Origin of the sequence: Candidatus Enterococcus huntleyi (assembly GCF_009933175.1) — a bacterium.
GTDB classification, from domain to species: domain Bacteria; phylum Bacillota; class Bacilli; order Lactobacillales; family Enterococcaceae; genus Enterococcus_K; species Enterococcus_K huntleyi.
In genome coordinates, this window is record NZ_MAEJ01000001.1 from 440,876 (window position 1) to 465,566 (window position 24,691).

The window sequence follows — 24,691 nt, forward strand, 5'->3', positions numbered from 1 at the left end:
GAGAATTTTTAGATGATTTAGCTAATTTAGTAAACTAAATGAGTTGTTTTTTATAAAGTACTAAATCCTATTGTTGTAGATTTACATTGATGGTATTCTTCAAATAGAAAGCGCTTTTAATAATGTGACTCGAGGATCTGACGATATCAAAAATGTTCTAGGTAATTGAATTTGAACTTTTAGGAGGTTTGATTTTTATATGGGAAAAAAGATTAGAATCGGAATTGATGTTGGCGGTACTTTTACTGATGCTGTAGCAATTGATAATGAAACATATGAAATTTTATCTAAAAAGAAAATCCCAACCACACACAAAGAAGGGGTTGCTCAAGGCATCATTCAAATTGTTAATGCCATTTTAGATGAAAATAATATAACGCCTAGTGACGTCGTATTTATTGCACATGGAACGACCCAAGCGACGAATGCTTTGTTGGAGGGCGATGTAGCACAAGTCGGAATTGTAGGGATTGGAACGGGAACAGATGCTCGTTCAAGTAAGCGAGAAACGAATTTGGGTGATATTGAATTGTCACCAAATAAATTTTTACGAACAGCAAGTACTTTTATTGACTCGAAGAAGTTGACTGAGGACACGATAGATAAAGAAATCACTCAATTACTTGAAAAAGAATGCGAAGTTTTAGTTGCATCAGGAGCTTTTAGTGTGGATGATCCAACAGAGGAATTAAAAGTATTAGATGTTGCTACAAAACGTAAATTGCTGTTTACATCAGGACATGAAATGTCAGAACTTTACGGACTTAAGATGCGCACCGCGACTGCTGTAATTAATGCAAGCTTGATTCCTAAGATGATGGTTACAGCAAATATGACTGAGCGTGCGGTGAAAGAAATCAAAATAGGCACTGAACTGATGATTATGCGTTGCGATGGTGGCGTAATGAATATCGATGAAGTAAGAAAACGACCAATTTTGACTATGCTTTCAGGGCTAGCAGCCGGAGTTGCAGGCGCTTTAATGTACGAGAAAATAACTGATGGTATATTTTTTGAAACCGGTGGTACAAGTGTCGATATTTCAGTAATTAAAAATGGCAAGGTCATGATTAAATATGCACAAGTTGGTGGGCATAAGACCTATCTACAATCTCTAGATGTTCGGACATTAGGACTCGCAGGTGGCACAATGGTTCGAGTAAGAGATGGTAAGATTGCGGACATCGGCCCTAGAAGTGCACATATAGCTGGAGTAGCGTATGAATGTTTTGACGAGGCTGCGGATATGAAATCAGCAAAAGCAGTCCTTATATCTCCTAAAGAAGGTGATCCATCTGATTATGTGATTGTGGAAGATCAAAATCAAAATCAATTTTCACCTACTTTATGTGGTGCAGCAAATTTACTGGGATATATTCCAGAAGGTGATTACGCTTATGGGTGTAAAGAGACGGCTAAGGTTGCTTGGTCAGCAGTGGGTGATTTAGTAGGTATGACTGCTGAAGAAGCTGCAAGAACAGCTTTAGGACTAGCTACAGATAAACTTAAAGTAGTTATTGATAGCTTGATTGAGGAATATGATTTGGATCCGAATTTACTTGTTTTAGTTGGTGGAGGCGGAAGTGCACCAGTTCTGGTTCCTGCCTTGGCAGAGAAGTACGGAGAAAACATGAAATGGAAAGTTGCTAAGAACGCACCTTACATATCTACTATAGGGGTTGCCTTAGCTATGGTCAGAGAAACAATTGAACGAAGTATTGGAAACCCTACCAAAGAAGATATCCAAAAAATTAGACGAGATATTATCGAAAAAACGGTTAAGTCTGGAGCAGTTGAAGAGACGGTTGATGTATCGATAGAAGTTGATGCTGAGCATAGCGTCCTAAGAGCTATAGCAACTGGGGCAACTGAATTCCGATCAAAAGATATGACTAAAAACCAGTTGACTCCTGAAAAATTACGTGAGGCAGCAGCTACAGCTTTGAATTTAGCTGATACATCAGCGAAGGCTTCTGCAGGTCGATGGACTGTATTTGATGGGCAAATTATTACTAAGAAATTTTTTGGATTGCTTAAATCAAAACAAAATTGTGTTGCTGTATTGGATCATGAAGGAGTGGCGCGATTTAAAAATCAGAATGCTGCATACGTCTCGTTTGAAAAAGGAAATAATGAAGATTTTGACGAGTTTCTATATGAAAATACAACATTTGGAGATGCTAATGCTACTATCCCAAGAGTCTTCCTATTTTTCAGAGAAAAAATGCTTGATTTGACAGGGATGCAAACGGCAGAACAGATGAAATCAATTATGGATGATGAATTAAGTGTACTAGAAGATCAGGAACACATAATAGCCGTGGCATACAGTTAAGAGGTGATCGAAATGAGTAATTCTACTATTCCAACCTCGTCAATGGAACTTGGTCGTAAGGAACTAGAGAAAAGTCCGATTTATGACAAGATTCCTGAAGTACGGAAAGAATACTTTATAAAAGAATCTTTACGAATAGGGAAGGAGGAAGCAGCGAAGTTTCAAGCCGAAGAGAAGGATATTTTTCAATTGTTTGATGAACATAAAATCGAACTCGAGAAAAGAAAGTCAACTAAGGAATCGAAAGGATTTACTTTAAGAGGTGAAATTAATTATTACAAAAATAACTGTAAAATAATTGTTTATGAAGAGTCAATTGATGCAATCTATCAAAGTGGCATAGGTGCGATGAAACAATTTTCTATTACAAAGAAGCAGACTCTGGCGATGCATTTATGCCATGAATTCTTTCACTACTTAGAATTTTCATCTGGGAAAACTGTTTCAGAAAAACTTGGGAAGATTCGAGTACCCTATTTCTTTAATGTGACTCGTCTAGTAGATGTTATTGAGTGTTCTGAAATCGCAGCACATTCATTTGCTAAGCAATTTTGTCAGTTAGAAGTATTACCAAATTATTATGATTTATATTACCTCAATCAGAAAAGGAATAACGAAAATAAAAATGAGTTTTTAGGAGGAAATAACTAAATGGATACAATTACAATTATTAAAGGTGTGGCGATGCTATTGGTCTTTGCATTGTCTGTCGGACTTATGGTCTCAAAAAAAGTTCCCACTATTTTGGCTTTACCGTTTATGGCGATTATCTTTGCAGCAATCGCCAGTGTTCCGTTCATGTCAGCAGACCCTGAAACAACGACAATTTTTAAAACAATTGTCCAAGGCGGCGCTTCGAGGATGGCAGATGCAATGGCTGGCTTGTTGTTTGGAGCTTGGTTTGCTCAAGTCTTAAATCGTTTAGGTGTGACAAAAGGAATTGTTAAAAAAGCGGCAGAGTTGGGTAGTGGGCGGCCATTAATTACGGCCATTGTATTTTTTGCTGTAACCGCTGTGATTTTTACAGGTGGGAGCGGGTTAGGAATGTATATCTTAGTCGGAAATATCGTTATTCCTATTATGATTTCAACAGGGGTATCTGCGTTTAATGCAGGACTAGTCTTATTAATGGGTGGAACGATGGGATCGATGATGAATGTCACTGGATGGGTAGTAATGGTTCAAACTCTAGGAATTACGATGGAATCTATTCGTGAAAATATCTTTATCCCATTCTTATCATTTGCACTGATTTGCTTAATTGCTATCGTATTCAATATTCAAAAAGATGTAGGTAGACGTAAAGCATGGGCAATGTCTACAAGCGAATTAACGCCTAGTAAAAAAAATGCGCCAACCTTATCATTTATTACTCCGTTAGTTCCCGTTGTGTTAGTTTATGCAGTTAAAATGGATATCATTCCAGCGATCATTATTTCAATTTTACTTGCACTCCTAATTGTTCGGCCAAAACGACCTATGCAAGTGCTATCATCAGGATTAATTGAAGGAATTCAGGATGTAGCGAGTCCAATCGCTTTGTTTGTAGGAATCGGGATGCTATTAGTTTCAGTAACTTCACCAGCCGTTTCTGGAATTATCTCACCAATTTTGAATATGATTATTCCATCAACAACATTAGGTTATATTTTATTCTTTGTTCTACTTTCACCATTAGCCATTTATCGTGGTCCATTAGCTTTATACGGTTTAGGAGCAGGGATTGGAGCTATGTTTATCCCAGGCGGAATGGCACCAGCAATGGTATTTATTGGTATGCAAGCAATTGGTGTCTTGCAAGGTATTTCAGATCCGACACAATCTTATACAGTTTGGATTGCTGATTTCACGAAGACAGATGTACTAGATTATTTACGAAAAACGATTTTCTGGTGTGTGGGAGGAGTAGCAATTTCTATTATTGCCGGCGTAATTATTGCATTATAAAAATATAGTACGCAGCATTCAATGAGAAGGTTAATTGCTTGAAACTTATAAAGTGTATCTTGACGGTATGATATTTGGTGTTAAAAAGATCTCTTTTTACAAAAATACTACATTGATAATAGTCATGCGAAATGATACATATTTTAACGTTCCTTTGAAATGGAACAGATAGGAAATTACGAAGTTTTACTGTATTCTTCCAATTAATAGCCTGCTAAACTCTACTCCGGTTACTAACCGTGAAAGTTTAGCAGGCTATTTTATTTGCGCTCAAGTAGTTTTCTTCAGACTGAGTCTAGTTTGTAGGGCTAGGGTGACTTCTAATAGTAGGCCAGTGGTGAGGATGCAGCCTAGAGTACCGATGCCTAAACTTTTACTGCCTAGCAACAGGCCGATGAGGACCATGCTGCAATCGATGAGTATGCGAGTGACCTTGATCGAGCGTTTTGATAGTTTGACTATCATCAGGGTTAAGCATTCTAATGCGGCAGCGCCTAATTGTGCCGAAACATAGATGCCGATACCGAGGCCGAAGAGTAGGACGCCTAGTAAACAAAAGAGTAATGGGTAGCTTACTAGTAAGGTATGGCTTGCAAGATACGACGTGAAAATATTTACACCAATTCCAACGCCGAGACCATTGATGAGACTGCCCAGACCAATTTGGCTGCGATCAAAGATGAAGGCGAGACTTAGAACGAGAATATTAAAGCCTAAGCTTAGATAGCCAAATTGGATTGGTAGGTAGTTCATGATTCCGAATAAAGCGATACTCAAGGTGTCGACGCCTAAATTACTGGCGATCATTAGGGTCAGTCCTAGTGCGGACAGCGTGGTGCCAGCCACTACTTTGATGAGCTTTATACCTAATCGTTGTGTGTTCATGGGTTATCCTTCGTGAATGATTATGGTTGCGTAATTATACTTATGGATAGCTTAGAGTAACTTTTTCTAAGAGTTCTTTTTTCACTAAGTCACTGGCAAATGAACCGTTGATAGCATTGATGTTTAATTGTTTCATTTCAGCAACGGTTAGCTGACAATGGCTAGCGAGTAGCGCGTATTCATGAGTCAGCGTAGTTTCTGAGACGGTCCGATTATCTGTGTTGATGCAGCAAGCCACACCGTTATCGATAAATAAACGGAGTGGATAAGCGTCCCAATCAGGAATCGCATTGGTTTGTAGATTGCTGGTGGGACAGAGTTCGAGTAAAGTTTTTGTTTCTGCGCAAATTTTCATGACTTCAGGACTGTTTCTAATCGCTACGCCATGACCAATTCTTGTTGCGCCTAGCTGAATAGCTTCGACAACATTTTGCGCACAGCCACATTCACCGGAGTGTAAGGTGAGTCCGAGGCCAGCATTGAGCGCCAGGGTAGTGGTTGCACTAATTTTATCGTTGCCATTTTGTTGTTCATCACCAGCAAAATCGAAGCCGACTACCGCAGGTTCAATCATCGATTTCAGCCGGCTAACTAAATCAGCATTTTGTTGATCTGTATGGTGGCGCATGGCTGAGATGATTAGATTGGCTCGCACATCAAAGGTTTGTTGGGCTTTTTTAATGCCATCAACAACTGCTTGAATAATTTGTTCAACTTGTAAGCCTTGTTGTTGATGAAGGAGTGGCGCAAAGCGAATTTCAATGTAGCAGACATTTTCTTTGCTGACTTGTTCGATTAGATCGTAGGCAGCAATCGCCAGATTTTCCTCACTTTGGAGGAGAGGCAAGATAATGTCAAAGCTTTCTAGATATTCTCTCAAATCAGCACATTTTTTTGGTGCAGTTGCACGCGCCAGTAATTCTTCATCGAGGCCTTCTTTGCGGGCTAACTTTTTCAAGGTATCTAATGGGACGGAGCCGTCTAAATGACAGTGCAATTCAACTTTCGGTAAGCTTTGAATAGTTTTATGATCGAGCATTTTTTACGACTCCTTTCCGATTTTTTCGACAATTGAAGCTAATAATTGTTTAAATGAATGATTGATTTTTTGCGTAACTTCAACCACTTCAGCATGATTGAGGGATGCTTGCAGTCCAGCAGCCATGTTGGTAATGCAAGAAATACCTAACACATTTAAGCCACAATGAGCGGCGACAATTGCTTCAGGCACAGTCGACATCCCCACTGCATCTGCGCCAATGATTTGGGCAAAGCGAATCTCAGCAGGGGTTTCATAGGATGGACCAGAAAATCCTGCATAAACACCTTCTTGAAGGGACAGGTTATTTTCAGCAGCCGCTTTTTTTGCGATGGCTTGTAATTTTGCGGTATAAGTCTGACTCATATCTGGGAATCGAGGGCCTATGGTTTCTTCATTTGGACCAATCAAAGGGTTGGTGCCGGTCAGATTAATATGATCGTTGATTAACATCAAGACGCCATTAGAAAAGCTGGGATTAACGCCACCTGCTGCATTCGTTACAATTAGCGAATGTGCCCCCAATTCTTTCATCACACGAATTGGATAGGTCACATCGTCCATCGCGTGGCCTTCATAGTAGTGGTAACGGCCTTGCATCGCTAAAATAGTTTTCCCATGGAGGGTGCCGAAAACAATTCTTCCTTTATGTCCAGCTACCGTTGATTCTTTGAAGAAAGGAATCGTTGAATAATTGACGAAAATTGGGTTTTCTAATTCTTCGGCAAAATTTCCTAGACCAGAGCCTAAAATCATCCCAATATCGATTTGTGTAATTCCTTGAGTGTTCAGGTACTCTGTTGTTTTGCTGAGTTTATCTGTTAAACGCATGCCAACCTCCTGTATCGAGTGAGTTTTTTATAAGAACAAATTGATAAATTGATCGACGGTTTCCTGTAAGGGTAATAATTGGTTAGCTTCTTGCATTTTTTGAATATAAGCTTCAGGAATACTGTCCACGCCGTTTAAGCCACCTAGGATACCGCCTAACATTGAAGCCATCGTGTCGGTATCTCCACCGGCATTAACTGCCGCATAAATTCCTTGCATTGTATCACCCTTAACGCCTGCGAGCAAGCTAAAGACTGCAGGGATTGATTCTTGTACGATAAAGTTCGTGCCAATTTTGTCGGCTGTTTGTTGCAACAGATCATCGAAATCCGTGGCACCTTCGCCAATTCTTACGGCTTCTTGAATTTTGTAGGCAATGTCAGGACCGACAGAAACGTGTTTATTTTCTATACCAAAGGCTTTTCCTTTCTTAGCGCCCCAAATAGCTGCTTCGATAATTTTAGGCAGGGTTGCATCGTCGGTTAAGGCAGTTGTTGCCGCACAACAGATGGCTGCTGCCGCCGAGATTGCGTTACTATTGTAGTGGGTTGGTTTACACATCGCAATCGTATATTCAACGGCTTTTTCTAAGTCACCTTTGGCTAAAATAGCTAGAGGAATAGTTTTCATAGCGCCGCCGTTTGTTGCCATACTGTTGTAGTTGATGAGGCCAAATGGATCGATATCTGTTGGCAAATTTTGCTTCATATTTTCGATGGCTGCTCTGGTTGTTGGACCTGAAAATTTGTCAAAGTAGTGTTCATCTGATCCCCAGTTAATAATCGCTTGTTTTGCGATGTCTTCATTAAAGTTGCCGTTATTGTCGATAATTTCTTTCATCAAATAATAGGACATACTGAAATCATCAGTGACAGTGCCGACTGGATAGTCTCGGGCAAATGTGTCCCCAGGTGATTGTGTGTACTCTTTTACGTAGCCACCAAAAGTTTCAATTATTTGATCGATATTTCTTAATTCAGTGGGTGCACCAAGGGCATCTCCAACAGCGGCGCCGTATAAAGCACCTAACATTTTTTCTTTATTCATGACTCATTGACTCCTTTTCAATTTGTGTTTTTTGTCCATCAAGTACTTTCAAGAAGACGTACCACATGAAGGTTAATAGAACGAGTAATAGTAATTGCAGGATTGCGCCGCTGATTGAGTTGGTGACAATCGCTCCACTGATCACTAATGGCATGGTGTAAGGTAAGGCCACACCTGTTGTGAATGGCACGAGGCCTGTTGCCATAGCTACATACGAGATTGACGTGGTAATGATTGGTGTCGCAACCAATGGAATAAATAAAATTGGGTTCAGCATTACAGGTAAGCCGAAGATTAGTGGTTCATAGACACCGAAGATACCTGGTGCTAAAGCAATTTTTCCTAAATCATTCCATTCAGAGCGTTTCTTGAAAAAGAATAGCAATGAAGTTAACACAGGGATTGATAAATAGCCCCCATTTAAAACGAAGAAGTCAGTGAATTGACCTGTTACAAGATGCGGTAGTTCTTTGCCTGCCTGAAAAGCCGTTAAGTTATCAAACGATTGCGCATTCCAGATAGGAACCATGACGCTTCCAACAATAACGTGCCCATGGAGGCCGAAGAACCAGAATAGATTGACTAATATTCCTACAATAATCGTTGCGGGTAGTGAAGTACCCAGTGACGTCAACGGTTTTTGCAATAATTGATAGATTAAGTTATTGACTGTTTCAAACGATGTCGCTTCAAAAATCATTCTGATGGCAAACGCTGCAAGTAAGGCAACGGCAATCGGGATAAATGAGAAGAATGAATCTGAAACGAGCTTCGGCACACTGCTAGGCATTTTAATCGTCCAGTTGTGTTGGATGGCATAACGATAAATTTCAGTTGCTAGAATCGACATAATAATAGCGGAGAACATGCCCACGGCGCCAATTTCTGACAGCGGCAAGATGTTAACTACTTTTTCACCAGATTCAGTGACCGTTGTCGTCGGTGTAATCATGATAAATGATAAAAGGCCGACTAACGCGCCGTAAATCTGATTGACTTTGTAGTGATGTGATAGACTGTAGCCGATACCTGTAGCGACAATCAGCGAAATTACGCCCATCGTCAGAGAAAAAGTTGGCGAGACGAACGTTTGAAATTGTGCGACTTTTTCTTCACCGAATAGACTAGATAAAAATGGAATGTTTGCAATTGCTGTAAATAGAGAGCTGAAGATGGTAAACGGTAAAGAAATTAAAAACGAATCTTTAATGGCAACTAAGTAGCGGTTTTTACTGAATATATCAGCAAAAGGGAGCAGATATTTTTCTAAAAAAGCTGTCAATTTTGTCATGATTGTTTCTCCTCATCAGTTTATTTTCGAAAGCACTTTCAAATATATTAAATCATCATTTGTTTTTGGTGTCAACCAATAATTTAATTGGAACGTACCAGATTTGTTGTAAAATGAGAAACCCTCAGATATAATAAAGACAGAAAAACGTTTGAAACGAGGTGATTGCAATGGATACACCGAAATTATATGATCAGGTCGCTGACAAAATAAGAGAAAATATCTTAAACGATCTTTATCCAACAGGGAAGTTACCGAATGAACGCGATTTAAGTGAAACCTTTAATGTAAGTCGAAGCACAATGAAAAAAGCAATCGATTCCTTGGTAGAGGATGGCTTACTGTTACGAAAGGCGCGCTCAGGTACTTTTGTAAATTTGTTATTTAAAAAAAATTACGAAGACTATAGCCATCAGAAAAAAGGACCGATTGGCTTGACCAAATCATTTTCTGATCAAGGCAAAGAGATTTCATCGACGATTCTTTTATTCGAAGTCATTTTACCGCCTGAGGAAGTGCGGAAGGCTTTACTATTAACCGAAAATGATTTTACCTATCATTTTAAGCGAGTCCGTTATATTAATCAGGTGGCTATTTCGATTGAAACGGATTATATCCCTATTCAATTATTTCCAAGCTTTACGAAAGAGATGGCAAAAGGCTCGATCTATGACCATGCTAGTAAAGAGATGGGCACAGCTTTAACGAATTCATATGTGTCAATTTTTTCTTCGCCATCTAATGAAGAAGATCAGCAGGAGCTGAAGTTAACTCCTTTTGAGCCGGTAACGGTGACAGAAGAAATCGTATTTACTGAGACGGGTATTCCATTCGAATATTCAATAGTAAGAAATCACTACGAGAAATTCACCTACAATACTTCGATTGGGACGATTAAACATTAGACGCAATTTAAGAAAGCCAACTTGCCCACGCAACCTTACTGATGAAGTGAGATTGAGTGGGCAATTTTTTGTTACTTTTTAAGATTACAGGAGAACGACATTCAGAAATGTACGCTCTAATTTATAAAGATATATAACACATCTGAAGTTAGACTTGAAGTGAAAAATCTAGTTTATTTGCTGAAAGAAAACTAAAATTATTGTTCCTGAAATTTTTGAGGAGAACGTTCTTTTTGTGTTTTTGAGGAATGATAACTGAAAAGTTCAAAAATATACGGTAAAAAGTTAAGTATACTTAACTTTTTTGGTAGCCTTTCTACTAAATATCAAAAATTTTCACTGGACTATCTACTGAAAAAGAATTAAAAACATCGTTCTGAAATTTTTTTACGATTTTTTAAGGGAAACATGTTTTTTGTATTTTTTGAGAAAAAATAAATTGGATGTCCAAAATCACAGTCAAAAAAAGTAAGTATACTTACTTTTTGGGGATATTCATTTTATTAAGCGTCAAAATTCTTCAAAATTTGAAGAGTGCAAAAGATTAAGTATACTTAACTTTTCTCCGTTAGAATTCAAAAAGATTAAGTATACTTACTATTTTTTTGTGATCTTTTTAGTAGATATTGAACTTCTTCAAAAGTTAAAGAGGCCCAACATTAAGTATACTTAACTTTTCGTTTTTGCGAGGACTCCCGGTTGCTAGAGGTGGTAACTATTAACTTGATAGAAAGAATAAATAAAATAACATTTAAAGGAATGCGTTCAAAAATTATTTTGGGAAATATCAGGAAGCAGTCTTCGAAGACCATGATGTGTAGATTAAAGAGCACTTCTCCTTATTACTTTTAGTCCCGACCTGGATCTCGGGTGTGTTGCCAGAGATAAAAAGGGGCAAAAATTTACTTGCATAGTGGTAATCTAGCGACAATTGTGGTTGAATTTACATTGAGTGAGAAGTATTAATGAAGCAGGATAATTCTTTATAGTAAGGAGATGATGCACATGCACGTTAAGCTAGTGAGCTACAATCAGAAGTATCTACCGGCTATCCTTGAGTTATTTAATACGACGATTCAGCAGGTAAATCGCAAGGATTATAGCCAAGCTGAGATTAATCAATGGATTCAGCTTGAGCCAGATTTTGACGCTTGGGATGAAAAGTTATCAACTACCTATAGTTTAGTAGCCTTAGCTAACGAAGAAGTCGTGGGTTTTGGGAATATAACGGACACTGGCTACCTTGATTTATTTTATGTCTCACATACAATGATTCATCAAGGGGTAGGCCGCTTAATCTATAACGCACTAGAGCAATTCGCTGTGGCACAAAATACAAAATCTATCGTTACAGATGCCTCAATTACGGCGATGCCATTTTTTGAGAAGATGGGTTTTCAAGTGATTCGAAAGCAAGATAATTATCGCAATGGGGAAAACTTGATTAACTATCGGATGGAGAAAGTCTTGTAGTGGTGAATTGATGATAGTTGTGAATTAAAAAGAATTAACTGAATACACGATGATCAACAGTCATCATAAAAAGAGCGAAACTTATACAGGTTTCGTTCTTTTTGTCCGATAAAAGAAACAAATGTATCCGTTTACCCACGGATTGTCCGATAGTTATTGACTTTAGCTGCTAAGTAGCATAGGTTTAGTCTGAGCTCAGAACTGAATAGTCTGTCAAGACTTCATCCAGCGGCCGTTTATTTTATGAATATACTTATTTTCCACCTGAATCATCCTCTAATTCTACATAGAATATCGTAATTTCTTCAGCGACTCATTTGTCACATCACACATAGTTTTTCCAATTATTTGTCAGCTAGGAAGCGGCTCAATCCGACTGGCCTTTTTCCTATAACTAGCAATGATAGTCGATCAAAAATTTTGTTCAAGAAAGGCTGATGTGTATGAAGCGTTGTCTCATCTGATGGTCAAAAATAATGTGCTAGGAGACAGATATGAAAAAACTAACGAACTTTTTCCCGATTGTCATTCTATGTTGTCTATTTGTGACGGCAATTTTATGGAATGATATGAAGGAGCGAACGTATTACGATGAGTTTAGTGGCTATCAACAAAAGTTTATTACTATATCTGAAGACGATGCCGCAATTACAATGGATAAAATTGAGGCAGTCTTTGCTGCTGCCAAAGAGACAAATGTCGTTTTGATGAATGAATTTTTCGACAAACAAGAAAATTCAAATGATTATTATTTTTCAGTAGATAGCCTGACAAAGCTCTACAAACCGTATCTTTCTATTGAAGAGTTGACGCCAGAAACAGCGAGCTCTTTTGTTAGCACCTATTATTCTAAGAGTGATAATCAGTCAGGCTACTACCCTGATTTTCTCAAGAATGATCGTGCGCGTTTCTTTAAGACAGATGCGATGCGAGAAAATGCAGCCTATCCTAAAGGAACGTATGCGTTATTCTATCAAGATTCCTCTGACTATCAAGCATTTATGGAGAAAGCTGAGAAGATCTTGGCAACGCCAAAAGAGTCACTAATTGATGAAGCTGCCGGACGTCTCAAAGAAGAAATGAACTTATTGAAAGCTGCGGTGCTAATTAGTTTGATATTCTTCACTTTATTCTACTTTCTACTGGTGATTTTCCAGCTGTATCATAAAGTCAAAAAAATCGGTTGCTTGCGTTTGCTAGGATTTCGCTTTTGGGATATCAACAAACTATTAATCAAGCCGTTAGCTATCCAACTATTGAGTACGAGCGTCATTCTTATCTGTGGATCGGTGTTTTTACCGAATGTTCAACTAGGTTTTATTATTTCCTTGGTTTTATTCCTTGGCGGTATGGGTATTCTGACCGCGATTGTCTTTACCGGCGCTCTACTGTTGGTGTATAAGCAGACTACGATAGCGAATGCTGTTAAGAATGAGTCGCTGATTCGTAAAATTAGTAATGTTTGTTTGGTCACGCAAGTTTTAGTCAGTGCCAGTGTCCTCATTTTTAGTATTGCATTGATCCCGACACTGTTGGAATCCAATCAAACGATTGCTAATTTGGCTAATAGTTCTGAGCTGATGGATTATAGTGTCTTTCGCAGAATTAATGATCAAAATGACGAAAGCAATAATCAAATGAGTTATCTAGAATTTTTTCGTTCTCTAGAGTCTAATCAAATCCCCTATGCTTACGCGGATTTCGCTAACTATTTATTGACCGACAAAGAAGATAAAGAGGCAGTTGCGGCAGCAGAAGCAGCAGGAGATGTCTATCAGGTGGCCTCCGTAGATAGGAACTATTTGAAGGATTATAAATTACAGGTAACCGACTTAAATGGGAAGTCTATCGATTTAGCAGATAAAAAACAAGAGGTGTTTCTTGTGCCTGAAGCAAAAAAAGAAATAGTTGGAGGCTTGACCAAAAAATTAAAAGAACGCTATAAGAGACTGAAACTGACAGATGAGGCCAAGATTTATTTATATAAAGGTCAGACTTTTAAAACATTCGACAGTCAAACAGGTATCCCAATTGTGCAATCACCTACTCTCAGAGTCATCGATGAGGACTATCCTTACACTGCTATGGACAATTCGACAGGACTTAATATTGCGGGTGGTGGCATGAATACTTCACTGAGATTTAAGATTGGCGAGATGCAGTCAAATGAATTTTATCAACAAAAATTGAGTAAACTTCTTGAGCAGGCGCATTTAAGTCAGGCATTAGCAATCGATGAATTTATTTCTTATCGTGGGTATTACAGCGCGGAAACGACGAGTCTGCATAAAACAATGACGATTTTTATCTCTGGTATCTCAGTTGGAATCATAATTTACCTGATCCTGACGATTCAAACGTTCCTCCTTTATTTGGCAGCGAGAACGGATGAGGTAGCAGTGAAAGTATTATTAGGAATGAGACGCAAAGATATCTTCCGCAAGACGATTTTGTTGAATATCGGAACAGCATTCGTGCCTGTCATTGGGGTATTAGCGTATACCGTTTTTGGAGGAATTGAAAATAAATTATTAATCTTCGCTACTTGCGCAGGCTTTTTGATAATCAACAGCCTTCTCCTATTTTTTATTACCAAACTGATTCGATTTAAAAATGTTTATCAATGGATGAAAGGGAGTTAATTATGCTTACAATTGAAAATCTGTCGAAGAAGTTTGGCGAAAATGATTTGTTTAAAGGATTCAATTTAGAGATAGCTGACGGCGAGTTGGTGGCGATTACTGGGAAAAGTGGCAGTGGCAAGACGACATTATTGAACATGATTGGCTTAATTGACACGGTGTATACTGGAGAAATTTCAAATGACGGGCAAGCCTATCAAACTTTATCAGCGAGGAAGCAATCTGAGTTTATTCGTTACCATATCAATTATTTGTTTCAAAATTACGCGCTGATTGATGATGAAACGGTTGAGAATAATCTGTTATTAGCTTTGTACTATACGAAGTACACAAAAGCTGAAAAAGAGCAGGCAATCATCGAAAGTCTGGCGAAGGTTGGCTTGTCCGAGCAAAAACAGAATAAAGTATTTACCCTAAGTGGTGGCGAACAGCAACGTGTAGCACTAGCAAGGGTCTTATTGAAACCAGGAAATCTAATTTTGGCAGATGAACCGACAGGGAATTTGGATGATGAAAACAGAGACATCGTCTTGAATAATCTGCATGAGCAAAATGCTGCGGGAAAGACAGTCATTATCGTGACCCATGACCATGATGTCGCTAATGCTTGTCACCGAATTATTACAGTGGGCGAATAAATTGAAACCGGCAGTCAAAAAGAGGAAGTCTCATTTGATTGCCGGTTATTTATATAGGATAATGGATGTAGGAATAAATTCATTTACGGCAGATTAAGTGGGTATACATAAAAAGTAAGGAGGCCAGATTGACCATGAAAAGAAAAACGTTGATTGGCATTTTGATAGGGGCAATTATCGTAGGCGTTGTTGGCTGGTACGCTTGGTCGAATATTTGGCAAGTTGGGACAGAGAATCATGACAGTCAGTCGAATTCTAATACAAATCAAACGGATCACATTTTTAGGAAAGAAGTCTATCTAGATGCCAAATTAGATTCATTTGATCAGCTGAGAGATGTTGAAGCCACGACAGATGAACTCGTGATTGCTACAAAAATTTCACAAGACGAGCCGACAATCGCGTATGGCGCAGAAGGTCGAATAGACAGTGCCTATACGCTGTCAACGTTTCAGGTCAAAAAAGTGATTAAGGGAAAAAATCTTGAAGCTGACGATACGTTTACTCTGTTTGAAAATGAAGCTTACGACCAAAATAAAGAGCTCACTTATCATATTGCCGGCTATAACTTGATCGAGCAAGGCAAAAATTATCTTCTGTTCTTGAGGAAATCGGAAACAGATCCTTATTATCTGGTTGCTGGCGTTAATTATGGGAAGATCAATTTGGAAGAGTCTGAAACTGACGCTCCTAAAGAGCTCAGAGAAGCAAATACCGAGTATAGCAAGGCGCTACTTCTAGACTATGATAACCAAGAAAAGATTCGTGAGAAAGCAAAAGACAAATACGCCAAGGAGATTCAGCCGTATATTCAATGAATTTAGTGAGGATTAAGAGTAAGGAATAATACGCACAGTTGAGTCGATTAGTATAAATAGTGAATCTAAGAACGAGGATACAATTAAGGCACTAAGCCATAATTGTATCCTCGTTCTTCTCTGTTATTCAAAATTATATTTTCTATCTATTGCGCCTATGGTATACTATTTTTTGACGTATCAACGTCGTTATTTTTAGGAAAGGTGGGATTATGATGTTTAAAATTGCAGTAGTTATCCCGAACATGATGCGCTTGAGAAACGCGTAAATGGTTGATTTTTGAATTGCCTCAAAAATTGGCCGAAAAGTAATGCAATGAAAAAGTCTTTTTGAGGAGTGTTTTATATGAATAAAGTAGATAAACCGTTTGATTTAACTCATTGGAAAAGGAATTTTTATCTTTTTCTAACGGGTCAATTCTTATCAGGAATTACGAGTATGATTGTCCAATACTCGATTATATGGTATTTAACTGTTACGACTGGTTCTGCAACAGTCATCAGTCAGGCAACGTTATTAGGCATGATTCCGACGATTGTTTTAAGTCCTTTTGTAGGGCCATTGATTGATCGCTGGAATAAAAAGTATTTGCTGATTTTTTCAGATATTATCGTGGCAATATTTGCCTTGATCTTAGCAATTGTTGGCTTCACATCGGATGGTTTTCCAATTTGGCTTGTGTATGTAGCCTTATTTGTCAGAGCGGTGGCTCAAACCTTCCAAATGCCGACGATTCAATCAATTCTGCCAACAATGGTGCCAGATTCAGAGATTACACGTGTGAATGGTCAATTAGGTATGGTTCAATCGGCGAATTATATTATTGCACCAGCACTAGGTGCCTTCCTGTTTACCGTGATGGACATGAATTTCTTGATTTTATTTGATGTCTTAGGCGCTATTTTAGGTGTCGCGTTGTTAATTTTTGTTGCCATTCCACATTTGCCGTCAATGGGTGAGAAGGTCCACATTTTAACTGATTCAGTCGAAGGATTTAAAATGTTGAAGCAGCGCAAAGGCTTATGGTGGTTCGCCTTGAATAACACACTGTTCATGCTAATCTTTATGCCAGCAGCGAGCTTGTATCCATTAATGACCATCAATTATTTCAAAGGAACAGCAGCTGATGCGGGGATTATTGAAGTAATTTATGCAGTAGGGATGTTAGTCGGTGGCTCATGTATTGGGTTATTCGGACATTGGAAAAATCGAATGAAACCTGTTTTCTTCGCTTATTTTGTAATTGCCGCAACCATGATTCCCAGTGGCTTATTACCAGGAAATATGTCTGGCTTCATCTGGTTCGCTGTACTTAATGCCTTGGCTGGACTAGCTACGCCGTTCTTTTCAACCATGCTGATGGCGATGGTTCAACAGAGCTATGAGCCAAAATACTTAGGCCGCGTCTTAGGTGTTTAAATTTCTTAATGAGTTTAGCTGGCCCAGTTGGTTTACTAGCCGCCGGTCCATTAGCTGATAAATTAGGGGTTGAAAAACTCTTTGTTATCGCCGGAGTCGGTACATTTGTCTGCCTAATCTTGTTATTCTTAACACCAAGTGCTAGAAATTATGACCTTGATTTACAGAAGGAACTAGCTGAGAAGAAAGCTGATGCTGAAGCTGAGACAGAAGAGTTGGTTGTCGAAGCAACAAATGATTAAAAATCAGTAGCTATTAGTAGTAATCAATAAAAACTAAATTAATAAATAGTAAAATCACACGAAACTAGTCATAAAAGACTAAACTCGTGTGATTTTTCTTCGTCAGTGAGGAGGTGGATAGTTAGATACTATGATATTAGGCTGTTTCTTGAAGTTGTTGCCGGTATTTTTTAGGTGTCATATGGAATTTCTCTTTAAATAAGCTATAGAAAATGTTCTGATTAGAAAATCCACTTTGTTCACAGATCTCAGCGATTGATAAGGACGTATTATCCAGCAAGATGAGTGCGTTTTTTAAGCGAACTTCGCGCAACAATTGACAGTAGTTTTTATGGAACACTTTACGAACAAGATTACTAAAATAATTGGGCGAATAATTGAAGTAGGCAGCTGTTTCAGCAAGCGTTGTTGTACTATAGTGTTCATCAAGGTAATGTAAAATATCAAATCGCAGTTTGGTGTGCTTTTCTGAATCTTTCTCATTATCAGAAGGAATATTCTTCTCATAATGCTGAATGAGTTTCTCAAAAACAATCGAAATATAGTGATGCAGCACATTTAGTGACTGTTGAGAATTATTTAAGAACTCAATCACCAATAATTTTAAAATATAGGTCAGCTCTGTCTCTTCTTGAATGTTAAAGTAGAGATAGCGTTTATATTTTTGACTTTCAAAAAGCGATTTAATCAAAAAGTCGCTCATCGGATTATTAGTTTTGAAATCTTTAAAGAAAGTCATCTTGAAGTATTCTTTCGAGAAACGAAAGGCTAATAAGATATCATTTTCACCCGGCATCTCAATCGAATGGCTGACCTGGGTATCTAAGATAATCAGATTGCCTTTATTCAACTGGATTTTTTTGCCATTAATTATTTGCGTAATCGAACCAGAATAAACATAGTTAAGCTCGATGTATTCATGGGTATGTTCACCAACAGCTAGAAAGCGACTGGTCTTTTTAAAATCAAATAATTTTAAATGATTTTCAGTAGGACGAAAAATGTTTGGCTGGCCTGAGTTGATGACCGCTAAGTAATCTTTCTCGTGTTCTGTGAGTTGTCGTAAATGGTGATCTAATTCGTCAAAATTCATTGTTAGCCTCCTGAAATCGTAGAAATTGATAGAAAATAAGATGAAATATATCATTTTTACACTTCGTTTCTTACAGTATAATACAGTTGTTACATAATTGTAAACGCTTAATAGGAGGAATATTATGGAAAAGTATATTGACAAGGTGCAGATATTTGCAAACAAATTCGGTAGCATTAGTTACATCAAAGCAATCACGGATGGGGTTTCAGCAGTTATTCCAGCGATTATTATTGGTTCGATTTATACATTGTTGGGAAACATTCAGTTTCAACCGTACTTAGATTTCTTGGAATCAGCAGGTATCAAAGATTATTTATCGATTCCAAATAACACAACAATGGGTATTATTAGTATTTTATTAACCTTCACAGTAGCATACAGTTTTGCTCGTAATTTTAATCAAGATGGGGTTTCAGCAGGGATTATTTCTGTTTGTAGTTTCGTCTTGTTGATTCCATTTGAACTATTGGAAAGTGGTAGCAAAGCTATTCCAACATTATGGTTAGGTGCCCAAGGAATGTTTATGGCAATGATTGTTGGAGCGATTACTGGTAAATTATTTGTTGTAATGAAAGAAAAAAATATGGAAATTAAAATGCCAGAAAATGTACCACCAGCAACTGTTCGTGCATTTAGCGCAATTATTCCAGGATTTATCATCATTACCTTATTTTTACTTGTGCATATTGGTTTAGAGAAAACATCATTTGAAACATTCCCACAACTAGTTTCAACTGTGATTCAAACACCACTTTCAGGAATCGGAAGTTCAGTCTGGGCAGTCGCTCTAATTTGGTTATTGAGTAACTTTGTTTGGTTCTTCGGTATTCACGGAATCGTAGTGGTTTCAGTCGTTAACCCAATCTTAATCTCGATTGACTTAGAGAATTTAGAAAGAACACAAGCCGGAGAAGCAGCTACACAAATTATCGGAAAGAACTTCACAAACGTTTATGGTGGGATGACTGGTGCCGGGATTATTATGGGATTGATTATCTTGATGACTTTCTTTGCGAAAAGTAAACAATATAGAACACTAGGTAAACTTTCAATCGTTCCGGACATTTTTAGTATCGCAGAACCAGCTATTTTCGGAACACCAATTGTGTTAAATCTGGTGCTGATTATTCCATTCATGTTAGTGCCGACTATTTCGACAATCGTCGCTTACTTTATGACACAAGCTGGAATTTTACCGATTTTAAGTGGGATCCAATTGCCATGGAGTATGCCAGTTGTCTTGCAAGGATTCTTATTAGGTGGTTGGAGAGTCGCATTGTATCAAGCAGTCTTACTTGTCTTTTCAGCAGCCGTTTATTACCCATTCTTTAAAGTATTAGATAAACGCGCGTATGCAGTTGAACAAGGGGAATTACCAGCTGAATAAAGAGTAAGTTAAGTATAAGGAGAACAGATAATGACACACACGATTGAAGATATATTGAAAAATGAATATGACAATCATATGCTTCCTTTCTTTTGGCAAAAGAGTGCTGAAAAAGAGGAAACGATTGTTGAATATATTCAAAAAATGTATGAATCCGATATTCGGGCATTTTGTATAGAATCACGTCCTTTTGAAGGGTTCTGTGAAGGGCCATGGTGGGATAGAGTTTCTTTGATTATTAAAGAAGCAAAAAAACGGGATATGAAGATTTGGATTTTAGACGATATTCATTTTCCGACTGGGTTAGCAAATAATAAAGTTAAGAACTACCCAGGATTGAATAAAAAAGTTTTAAAGCACCATGTAGTGAATGTTGTTGGGCCTTGTAACAATTTATCATTATCTATCAATCAACCTTTTCCAGTCGAAAGTTCTTCTGAGTTTTTAGGAGCGGTTGCTGTCAGTCAAAAAGAATCACGGATTCTTCCAAATGAGCTCATTGATGGGTATTTATATTTTGATTTACCTGAGGGACGTTGGGATATTTATGTGTTAAATATTAGTTCTGAAACGGATGTAGCACCTGATTACATTAACATGATGAGTAAAGAATCTTGCGAAATCTTGATTAAAGAAGTCTACGAAAAACATTATGAACAGTTTGCAGATGAATTTGGTCAAACAATTGTCGGTTTTTTCTCAGATGAGCCAGGGTTTCAAAATGAACGTGGCGTTAAAAGCGATAGTTTAATCGGCAAGAATATGCCGTTGCCTTGGAGTCCGGAAGTCCTGGAAAAACTTATGGCGCTATATGGGGGAAACTATTTAGAAAAACTTCCGCATTTATGGACCATGATTAACGAAGAAACACCCAAGATTAGAAAACAATTCATGGATGTAGTGACAGAATTATACCAAGAGAATTTTAGTAATGCGTTAGGGAATTGGTGTCGCGCACATCAAGTAAAATATATTGGGCACATTATTGAAGATAGAGAATCTCATGCTCGCTTGGGCGTGGGTGCTGGACACTTTTATCGTTCGATGATTGGTCAAGATATGGCTGGTTCGGATATTATTTCCAACCAACTGATTCCTGGATTGGATTCAGGACTACATTCTTGGGCTCGTGGCGTCTGGGATGGCGAGTTTTTCCACTACGCGCTTGGCAAGATGACTTCTTCATTAGCGAGAATTGATGCTAAGAAACAAGGGAATTCTATGACCGAGGTGTTTGGTGCTTATGGCTGGCACGAAGGTGTGAAATTAATGAAATGGATTCTAGATCATCTACTAGTACGTGGAATAAATAATTTTGTTCCGCATGCTTTTTCACCAGCACCATTTCCAGATGATGATTGTCCGCCTCATTTTTATGGCCATGGACAAAATCCGCAATTCCGTTATTTTAAACAGTTGATGACTTATACCAATAAGATGGCAACCTTGTTATCTGATGGTCAAGTAAATGCTGAAGTTGCAGTTATTTATCATGCTGAAAGTGAATGGACAGGGGACTATATGTCCAGCCAAAAACCAGCAAGAGCATTGACACAACAACAAGTCGAGTTTGATATCATTCCCAATGACGTGTTTAAACAGGAAAATGATTATGCGGTAGTTGCGGATAAAAAGTTAACTATTAATGGCAACGATTATTCTGTAATCGTGGTTCCTTATAGTGAATATATTGATGACGATTTGTATCAGTTTATCTCTCGTAGCGAAGAAACAACGGTCATATTTATTGGTGGCTATCCAAAAGCGACAATGGAGCAACGTGTTTACGTTGATCAAGCGAGGTTGAAAGAGAAATCTCAGTTGATGAGTTTACCTGAATTTGAAGATTATTTGACTGAAGCTGGCTTAAGTGAGTATCAGCTGGAAGAGAAGTTGCCTTATCTTCGTGCGATTCATTATCAGAAAGATTCGGAAGATTACTATATGTTCTTTAATGAACATCCGCATGATGAGCTAGCCGCAACAATTAATTTTTCACAATTTGAGAAGCCGTATCGATTGGATGTATTAAATAATCGAGTGACCGCTATTACAGAAAATAAACTTACTCTAGCTGCGTATGAGTCATGTGTTGTCTTCGACGGAGTTGGTAAGGAAGACTATTTGGTAGCTGAACAAACATACAACATGAAGAAAGTTTTGGATGAAAAAGCGACGATTTCTTTTGCAAAAGCGATTGATTATCCAGTGTTTAGTCAAGAAACAGCAATTGATAAGTTAGTGGATATTACTAAATATATCGATTCAAGCTTTGCCGGAACGATTCGTTATGAATTTAATTTCCAGCTAGAAGAAGCATTAGATACCGCTAAAATTCAGCTGAATGGCGTCTATGAAGTTGCTGAAGTGACACTAAATGGTGAGAATTTAGGAGCTCGAATCTGTCCGCCTTATGAGTTCTTTGAATGCCAGCTGAGCAAGGGACACAATCAGCTAGTGATTGATATTACGAATACATTAGATAAAGAAGTCTTTGAAAAACATTCAGCTGCACAAGTTCGTCAGCCGTCTGGTTTATTAGAACCAGTAATAATTTGTTATTAAACAACCACAGAAATGGAGTTTTTAGATGCTTAAATTACCAAAAGATTTTGTTTTCGGTGCTGCAACAGCGGCTTATCAAACCGAGGGCTCGACGACAGTTGATGGAAAAGGTCGCGTGTTATGGGACCAATTCTTAGAAGAACAAGGACGTTTCTCAGCAGATCCAGCCTGCGATTTCTACAATCAATACCCAATTGATTTTAAAAATGCGCGAGAATTTGGGATCACTTCACTTAGAGTTTCAATTGCTTGGTCGAGAATTTTTCCAGAAGGCTATGGAAAAATCGAACCTCGAGGGGTAGCATTTTATCATCGAATGTTCAAAGAGATGAAGGATAATGGAATCGAACCCTACGTGACTTTGCACCATTTTGATACGCCAGAAGCCTTATTCGTTAAAGGCGATTGGCTAAACAAAGAAATGATTGATCATTTTACTGATTTTGCAACTTTTTGTTTTGAGGAGTATAAAGAAATTCATTTCTGGATTACGATTAATGAACCGACAACTTTAGCCAAACAACAAAGAATTACGGGGACTTTCCCGCCAGGAGCCAAGTATCAGTTTGCCGATTGCTTCCAACAACAACATTATTTGAATCTCGCCCATGCGCGAGTGGTCAATAAATTTAGAGAAATGAATGTTCCTGGAGAAATTGGTGTCGTTCACGCCATTCAAACGGTTTATCCGAATAGCGAGAAAGAAGCCGACCGTTTAGCTGCAATCAGACAAGATGTGCTTGAAAATAAATTTTTATTAGACGGCACACTTAAGGGTAGCTATTCTCCTGAGTTATTAGAAATCGTTGAATCAATTATTAAAGCAAATAATCAATCAATGATTAAAATCACGTCAGATGAATTGGCAGAATTAGAGCAAGCAGCTGAAACTGTCGATTTTGTGGGAGTAAACTATTATTATAGTAAATTTGTCGAAAGTTACGATGGCCCTTCTGAATTTATTCATAATGGGACAGGTACGAAAGGCAGTTCTAAGCGTAAATTAGCTGGTGTCGGACAGGAAGTGTTAAGAGAAGGCTTACCAACGACGGATTGGGATTGGCCAATTTATCCACAAGGGTTAGGGGATACATTGCGAAGAATCAGCCAAGATTATCCAAATGTTGCTAAGATTTATATCACAGAAAATGGCTTAGGGAAGAAAGAAACACCTGATGAAAACGGCGAAATCATCGATACAGAGAGAATTGAGTATATCGAGAATCATCTGAAGGAAGTCGCTAAAGTTATCGAAGAAGGTGTTCGTGTAGCAGGCTACTTTATCTGGTCTTATCAAGATATGTTCTCTTGGACGAATGGCTATAATAAACGCTATGGCCTGTTTTATGTTGATTTTGAAACACAAGAAAGAATTCCTAAGAAGAGTGCGTATTGGTATAAAGAGTTAATTGAAAACAATAAAAAATAAATAGTTGATAGTGGGAATAAAGAGATGACAGAAATTAAAGGAATTATTTTTGACTTCAATGGAACCATGTTTCAAGATTCTGATTTACACGAATCAGCTTGGATCCATATGATCAAACAATATGCAAAAGAAGAAATCTCAGACGAAGAAATATTGCGAACAATTCATGGTCGCACAAATGATGAGATTATTAAAAAGTTGATTTCACCTGATTTATCAGCTGGAGAAGTCGCTATACTAGGGATGGAAAAAGAGAAGAATTATCGGATGCTTTGCGTGCAAGATGAACAACGCGTGGTCCTAACTGACGGACTGCCAGCAGTTTTAGATAAATTGAAAGAATCAAAAATTCCGATGACCATTGCCACGGCAACTACGAAAGAAAACGTCGACTTTTACTTTGATCGTTTTGAACTCAGTCAGTGGTTCGATTTTGAGAAAGTGGTTTATGATGATGGTTCTTTTCCTGGGAAACCTGAGCCAGATATATTTATTAAGGCAGCCAAAAAAATCGACGTTCGCCCTGAAAACTGTTTAGTATTCGAAGATTCTTATTTTGGAATTTTAGCAGCTTCAAAAGCAAAAATTGGTAAAATTATTGCGATTGATAATGCTGGCAGCAATCAAAAATTATTTGATAATCCAGAACTGAATATAGCAGAAGTAATGAAAGATTTTACTACGTTTAAGTTATAGTAAGC

General features: G+C 38.0%; 18 protein-coding genes and 1 pseudogene. 13 read left to right on the forward strand and 6 right to left on the reverse strand.

Annotation, left to right across the window (positions count from 1 at the left end):
- Window positions 1-199 precede the first annotated feature (199 nt).
- From BAU15_RS01845 to BAU15_RS01855, 3 genes are read left to right on the forward strand one after another with little or no spacing between them, the layout of a single operon-like run.
- Window positions 200-2,335: a hydantoinase/oxoprolinase family protein gene (locus tag BAU15_RS01845; RefSeq protein ID WP_161841039.1), complete on the forward strand. Its 2,136-nt coding sequence runs from the start codon at window positions 200-202 to the stop codon at window positions 2,333-2,335.
- A 12-nt stretch (window positions 2,336-2,347) separates the two neighbouring features.
- Window positions 2,348-2,986 (forward strand): hypothetical protein, encoded by a 639-nt coding sequence (locus tag BAU15_RS01850; RefSeq protein WP_161841040.1) that lies wholly within the window; start codon window positions 2,348-2,350, stop codon window positions 2,984-2,986.
- Window positions 2,987-4,282, forward strand: a complete 1,296-nt coding sequence (locus BAU15_RS01855) for a citrate transporter (RefSeq protein WP_161841041.1) — start codon at window positions 2,987-2,989, stop codon at window positions 4,280-4,282.
- Window positions 4,283-4,552: 270 nt separating this feature from the next.
- On the opposite strand, the gene BAU15_RS01860 is transcribed toward BAU15_RS01855, so the two are convergent.
- The 5 genes from BAU15_RS01860 to BAU15_RS01880 are packed head-to-tail and all read right to left on the reverse strand — an operon-like array spanning window position 4,553 to window position 9,375.
- Window positions 4,553-5,167, reverse strand: coding sequence for a YczE/YyaS/YitT family protein (locus tag BAU15_RS01860; RefSeq protein ID WP_161841042.1), 615 nt, complete (start codon window positions 5,165-5,167; stop codon window positions 4,553-4,555).
- A gap of 40 nt (window positions 5,168-5,207) precedes the next feature.
- A complete protein-coding gene (add, locus tag BAU15_RS01865) occupies window positions 5,208-6,206 on the reverse strand; it encodes an adenosine deaminase (protein ID WP_161841043.1) in 999 nt (332 codons plus the stop codon).
- Between the two features lie 3 nt (window positions 6,207-6,209).
- Window positions 6,210-7,037: a purine-nucleoside phosphorylase gene (locus BAU15_RS01870; protein WP_161841044.1), complete on the reverse strand. Its 828-nt coding sequence runs from the start codon at window positions 7,035-7,037 to the stop codon at window positions 6,210-6,212.
- 27 nt (window positions 7,038-7,064) lie between these two features.
- A complete protein-coding gene (locus BAU15_RS01875; RefSeq protein WP_161841045.1) occupies window positions 7,065-8,084 on the reverse strand; it encodes an ADP-ribosylglycohydrolase family protein in 1,020 nt (339 codons plus the stop codon).
- On the reverse strand, window positions 8,077-9,375 hold the full coding sequence (locus BAU15_RS01880) for a PTS sugar transporter subunit IIC (protein WP_161841046.1): 1,299 nt from the start codon (window positions 9,373-9,375) through the stop codon (window positions 8,077-8,079). Before BAU15_RS01880 ends, BAU15_RS01875 begins: the two co-directional genes overlap by 8 nt.
- Before the next feature lie 170 nt (window positions 9,376-9,545).
- Between BAU15_RS01880 and BAU15_RS01885 the strand changes: the two genes are divergently transcribed.
- The 6 genes and pseudogenes from BAU15_RS01885 to BAU15_RS01910 all read left to right on the forward strand — a co-directional run bounded on the left by BAU15_RS01885 (window position 9,546) and on the right by BAU15_RS01910 (window position 17,513).
- A complete protein-coding gene (locus BAU15_RS01885) occupies window positions 9,546-10,280 on the forward strand; it encodes a GntR family transcriptional regulator (RefSeq protein WP_161841047.1) in 735 nt (244 codons plus the stop codon).
- A 1,005-nt stretch (window positions 10,281-11,285) separates the two neighbouring features.
- On the forward strand, window positions 11,286-11,753 hold the full coding sequence (locus BAU15_RS01890; protein ID WP_161841048.1) for a GNAT family N-acetyltransferase: 468 nt from the start codon (window positions 11,286-11,288) through the stop codon (window positions 11,751-11,753).
- Window positions 11,754-12,247: 494 nt separating this feature from the next.
- Window positions 12,248-14,395, forward strand: coding sequence for a hypothetical protein (locus BAU15_RS01895; protein WP_161841049.1), 2,148 nt, complete (start codon window positions 12,248-12,250; stop codon window positions 14,393-14,395).
- A gap of 2 nt (window positions 14,396-14,397) precedes the next feature.
- The gene (locus BAU15_RS01900; RefSeq protein WP_161841050.1) at window positions 14,398-15,033 is read left to right on the forward strand and encodes a putative bacteriocin export ABC transporter; all 636 of its coding nucleotides are present in this window, start codon (window positions 14,398-14,400) and stop codon (window positions 15,031-15,033) included.
- Window positions 15,034-15,167: 134 nt separating this feature from the next.
- Window positions 15,168-15,851 (forward strand): hypothetical protein, encoded by a 684-nt coding sequence (locus BAU15_RS01905; protein ID WP_161841051.1) that lies wholly within the window; start codon window positions 15,168-15,170, stop codon window positions 15,849-15,851.
- A 346-nt stretch (window positions 15,852-16,197) separates the two neighbouring features.
- Window positions 16,198-17,513 (forward strand): annotated as a pseudogene (locus BAU15_RS01910) (MFS transporter).
- 136 nt (window positions 17,514-17,649) lie between these two features.
- Here the strand turns inward: BAU15_RS01910 and BAU15_RS01915 are convergent.
- Window positions 17,650-18,606: an AraC family transcriptional regulator gene (locus BAU15_RS01915; protein WP_161841052.1), complete on the reverse strand. Its 957-nt coding sequence runs from the start codon at window positions 18,604-18,606 to the stop codon at window positions 17,650-17,652.
- 124 nt (window positions 18,607-18,730) lie between these two features.
- Between BAU15_RS01915 and BAU15_RS01920 the strand changes: the two genes are divergently transcribed.
- The 4 genes from BAU15_RS01920 to BAU15_RS01935 are packed head-to-tail and all read left to right on the forward strand — an operon-like array spanning window position 18,731 to window position 24,686.
- Window positions 18,731-19,996, forward strand: a complete 1,266-nt coding sequence (locus BAU15_RS01920) for a PTS sugar transporter subunit IIC (protein ID WP_161841053.1) — start codon at window positions 18,731-18,733, stop codon at window positions 19,994-19,996.
- A 30-nt stretch (window positions 19,997-20,026) separates the two neighbouring features.
- Window positions 20,027-22,561 carry a glycosyl hydrolase gene (locus BAU15_RS01925; protein ID WP_161841054.1) on the forward strand — a complete coding sequence of 845 codons (2,535 nt, stop codon included), beginning with the start codon at window positions 20,027-20,029 and terminating at the stop codon, window positions 22,559-22,561.
- A gap of 25 nt (window positions 22,562-22,586) precedes the next feature.
- Window positions 22,587-23,990, forward strand: a complete 1,404-nt coding sequence (gene lacG, locus BAU15_RS01930; RefSeq protein WP_161841055.1) for a 6-phospho-beta-galactosidase — start codon at window positions 22,587-22,589, stop codon at window positions 23,988-23,990.
- Between the two features lie 33 nt (window positions 23,991-24,023).
- A complete protein-coding gene (locus BAU15_RS01935) occupies window positions 24,024-24,686 on the forward strand; it encodes an HAD family hydrolase (RefSeq protein WP_161841286.1) in 663 nt (220 codons plus the stop codon).
- Window positions 24,687-24,691 lie beyond the last annotated feature (5 nt).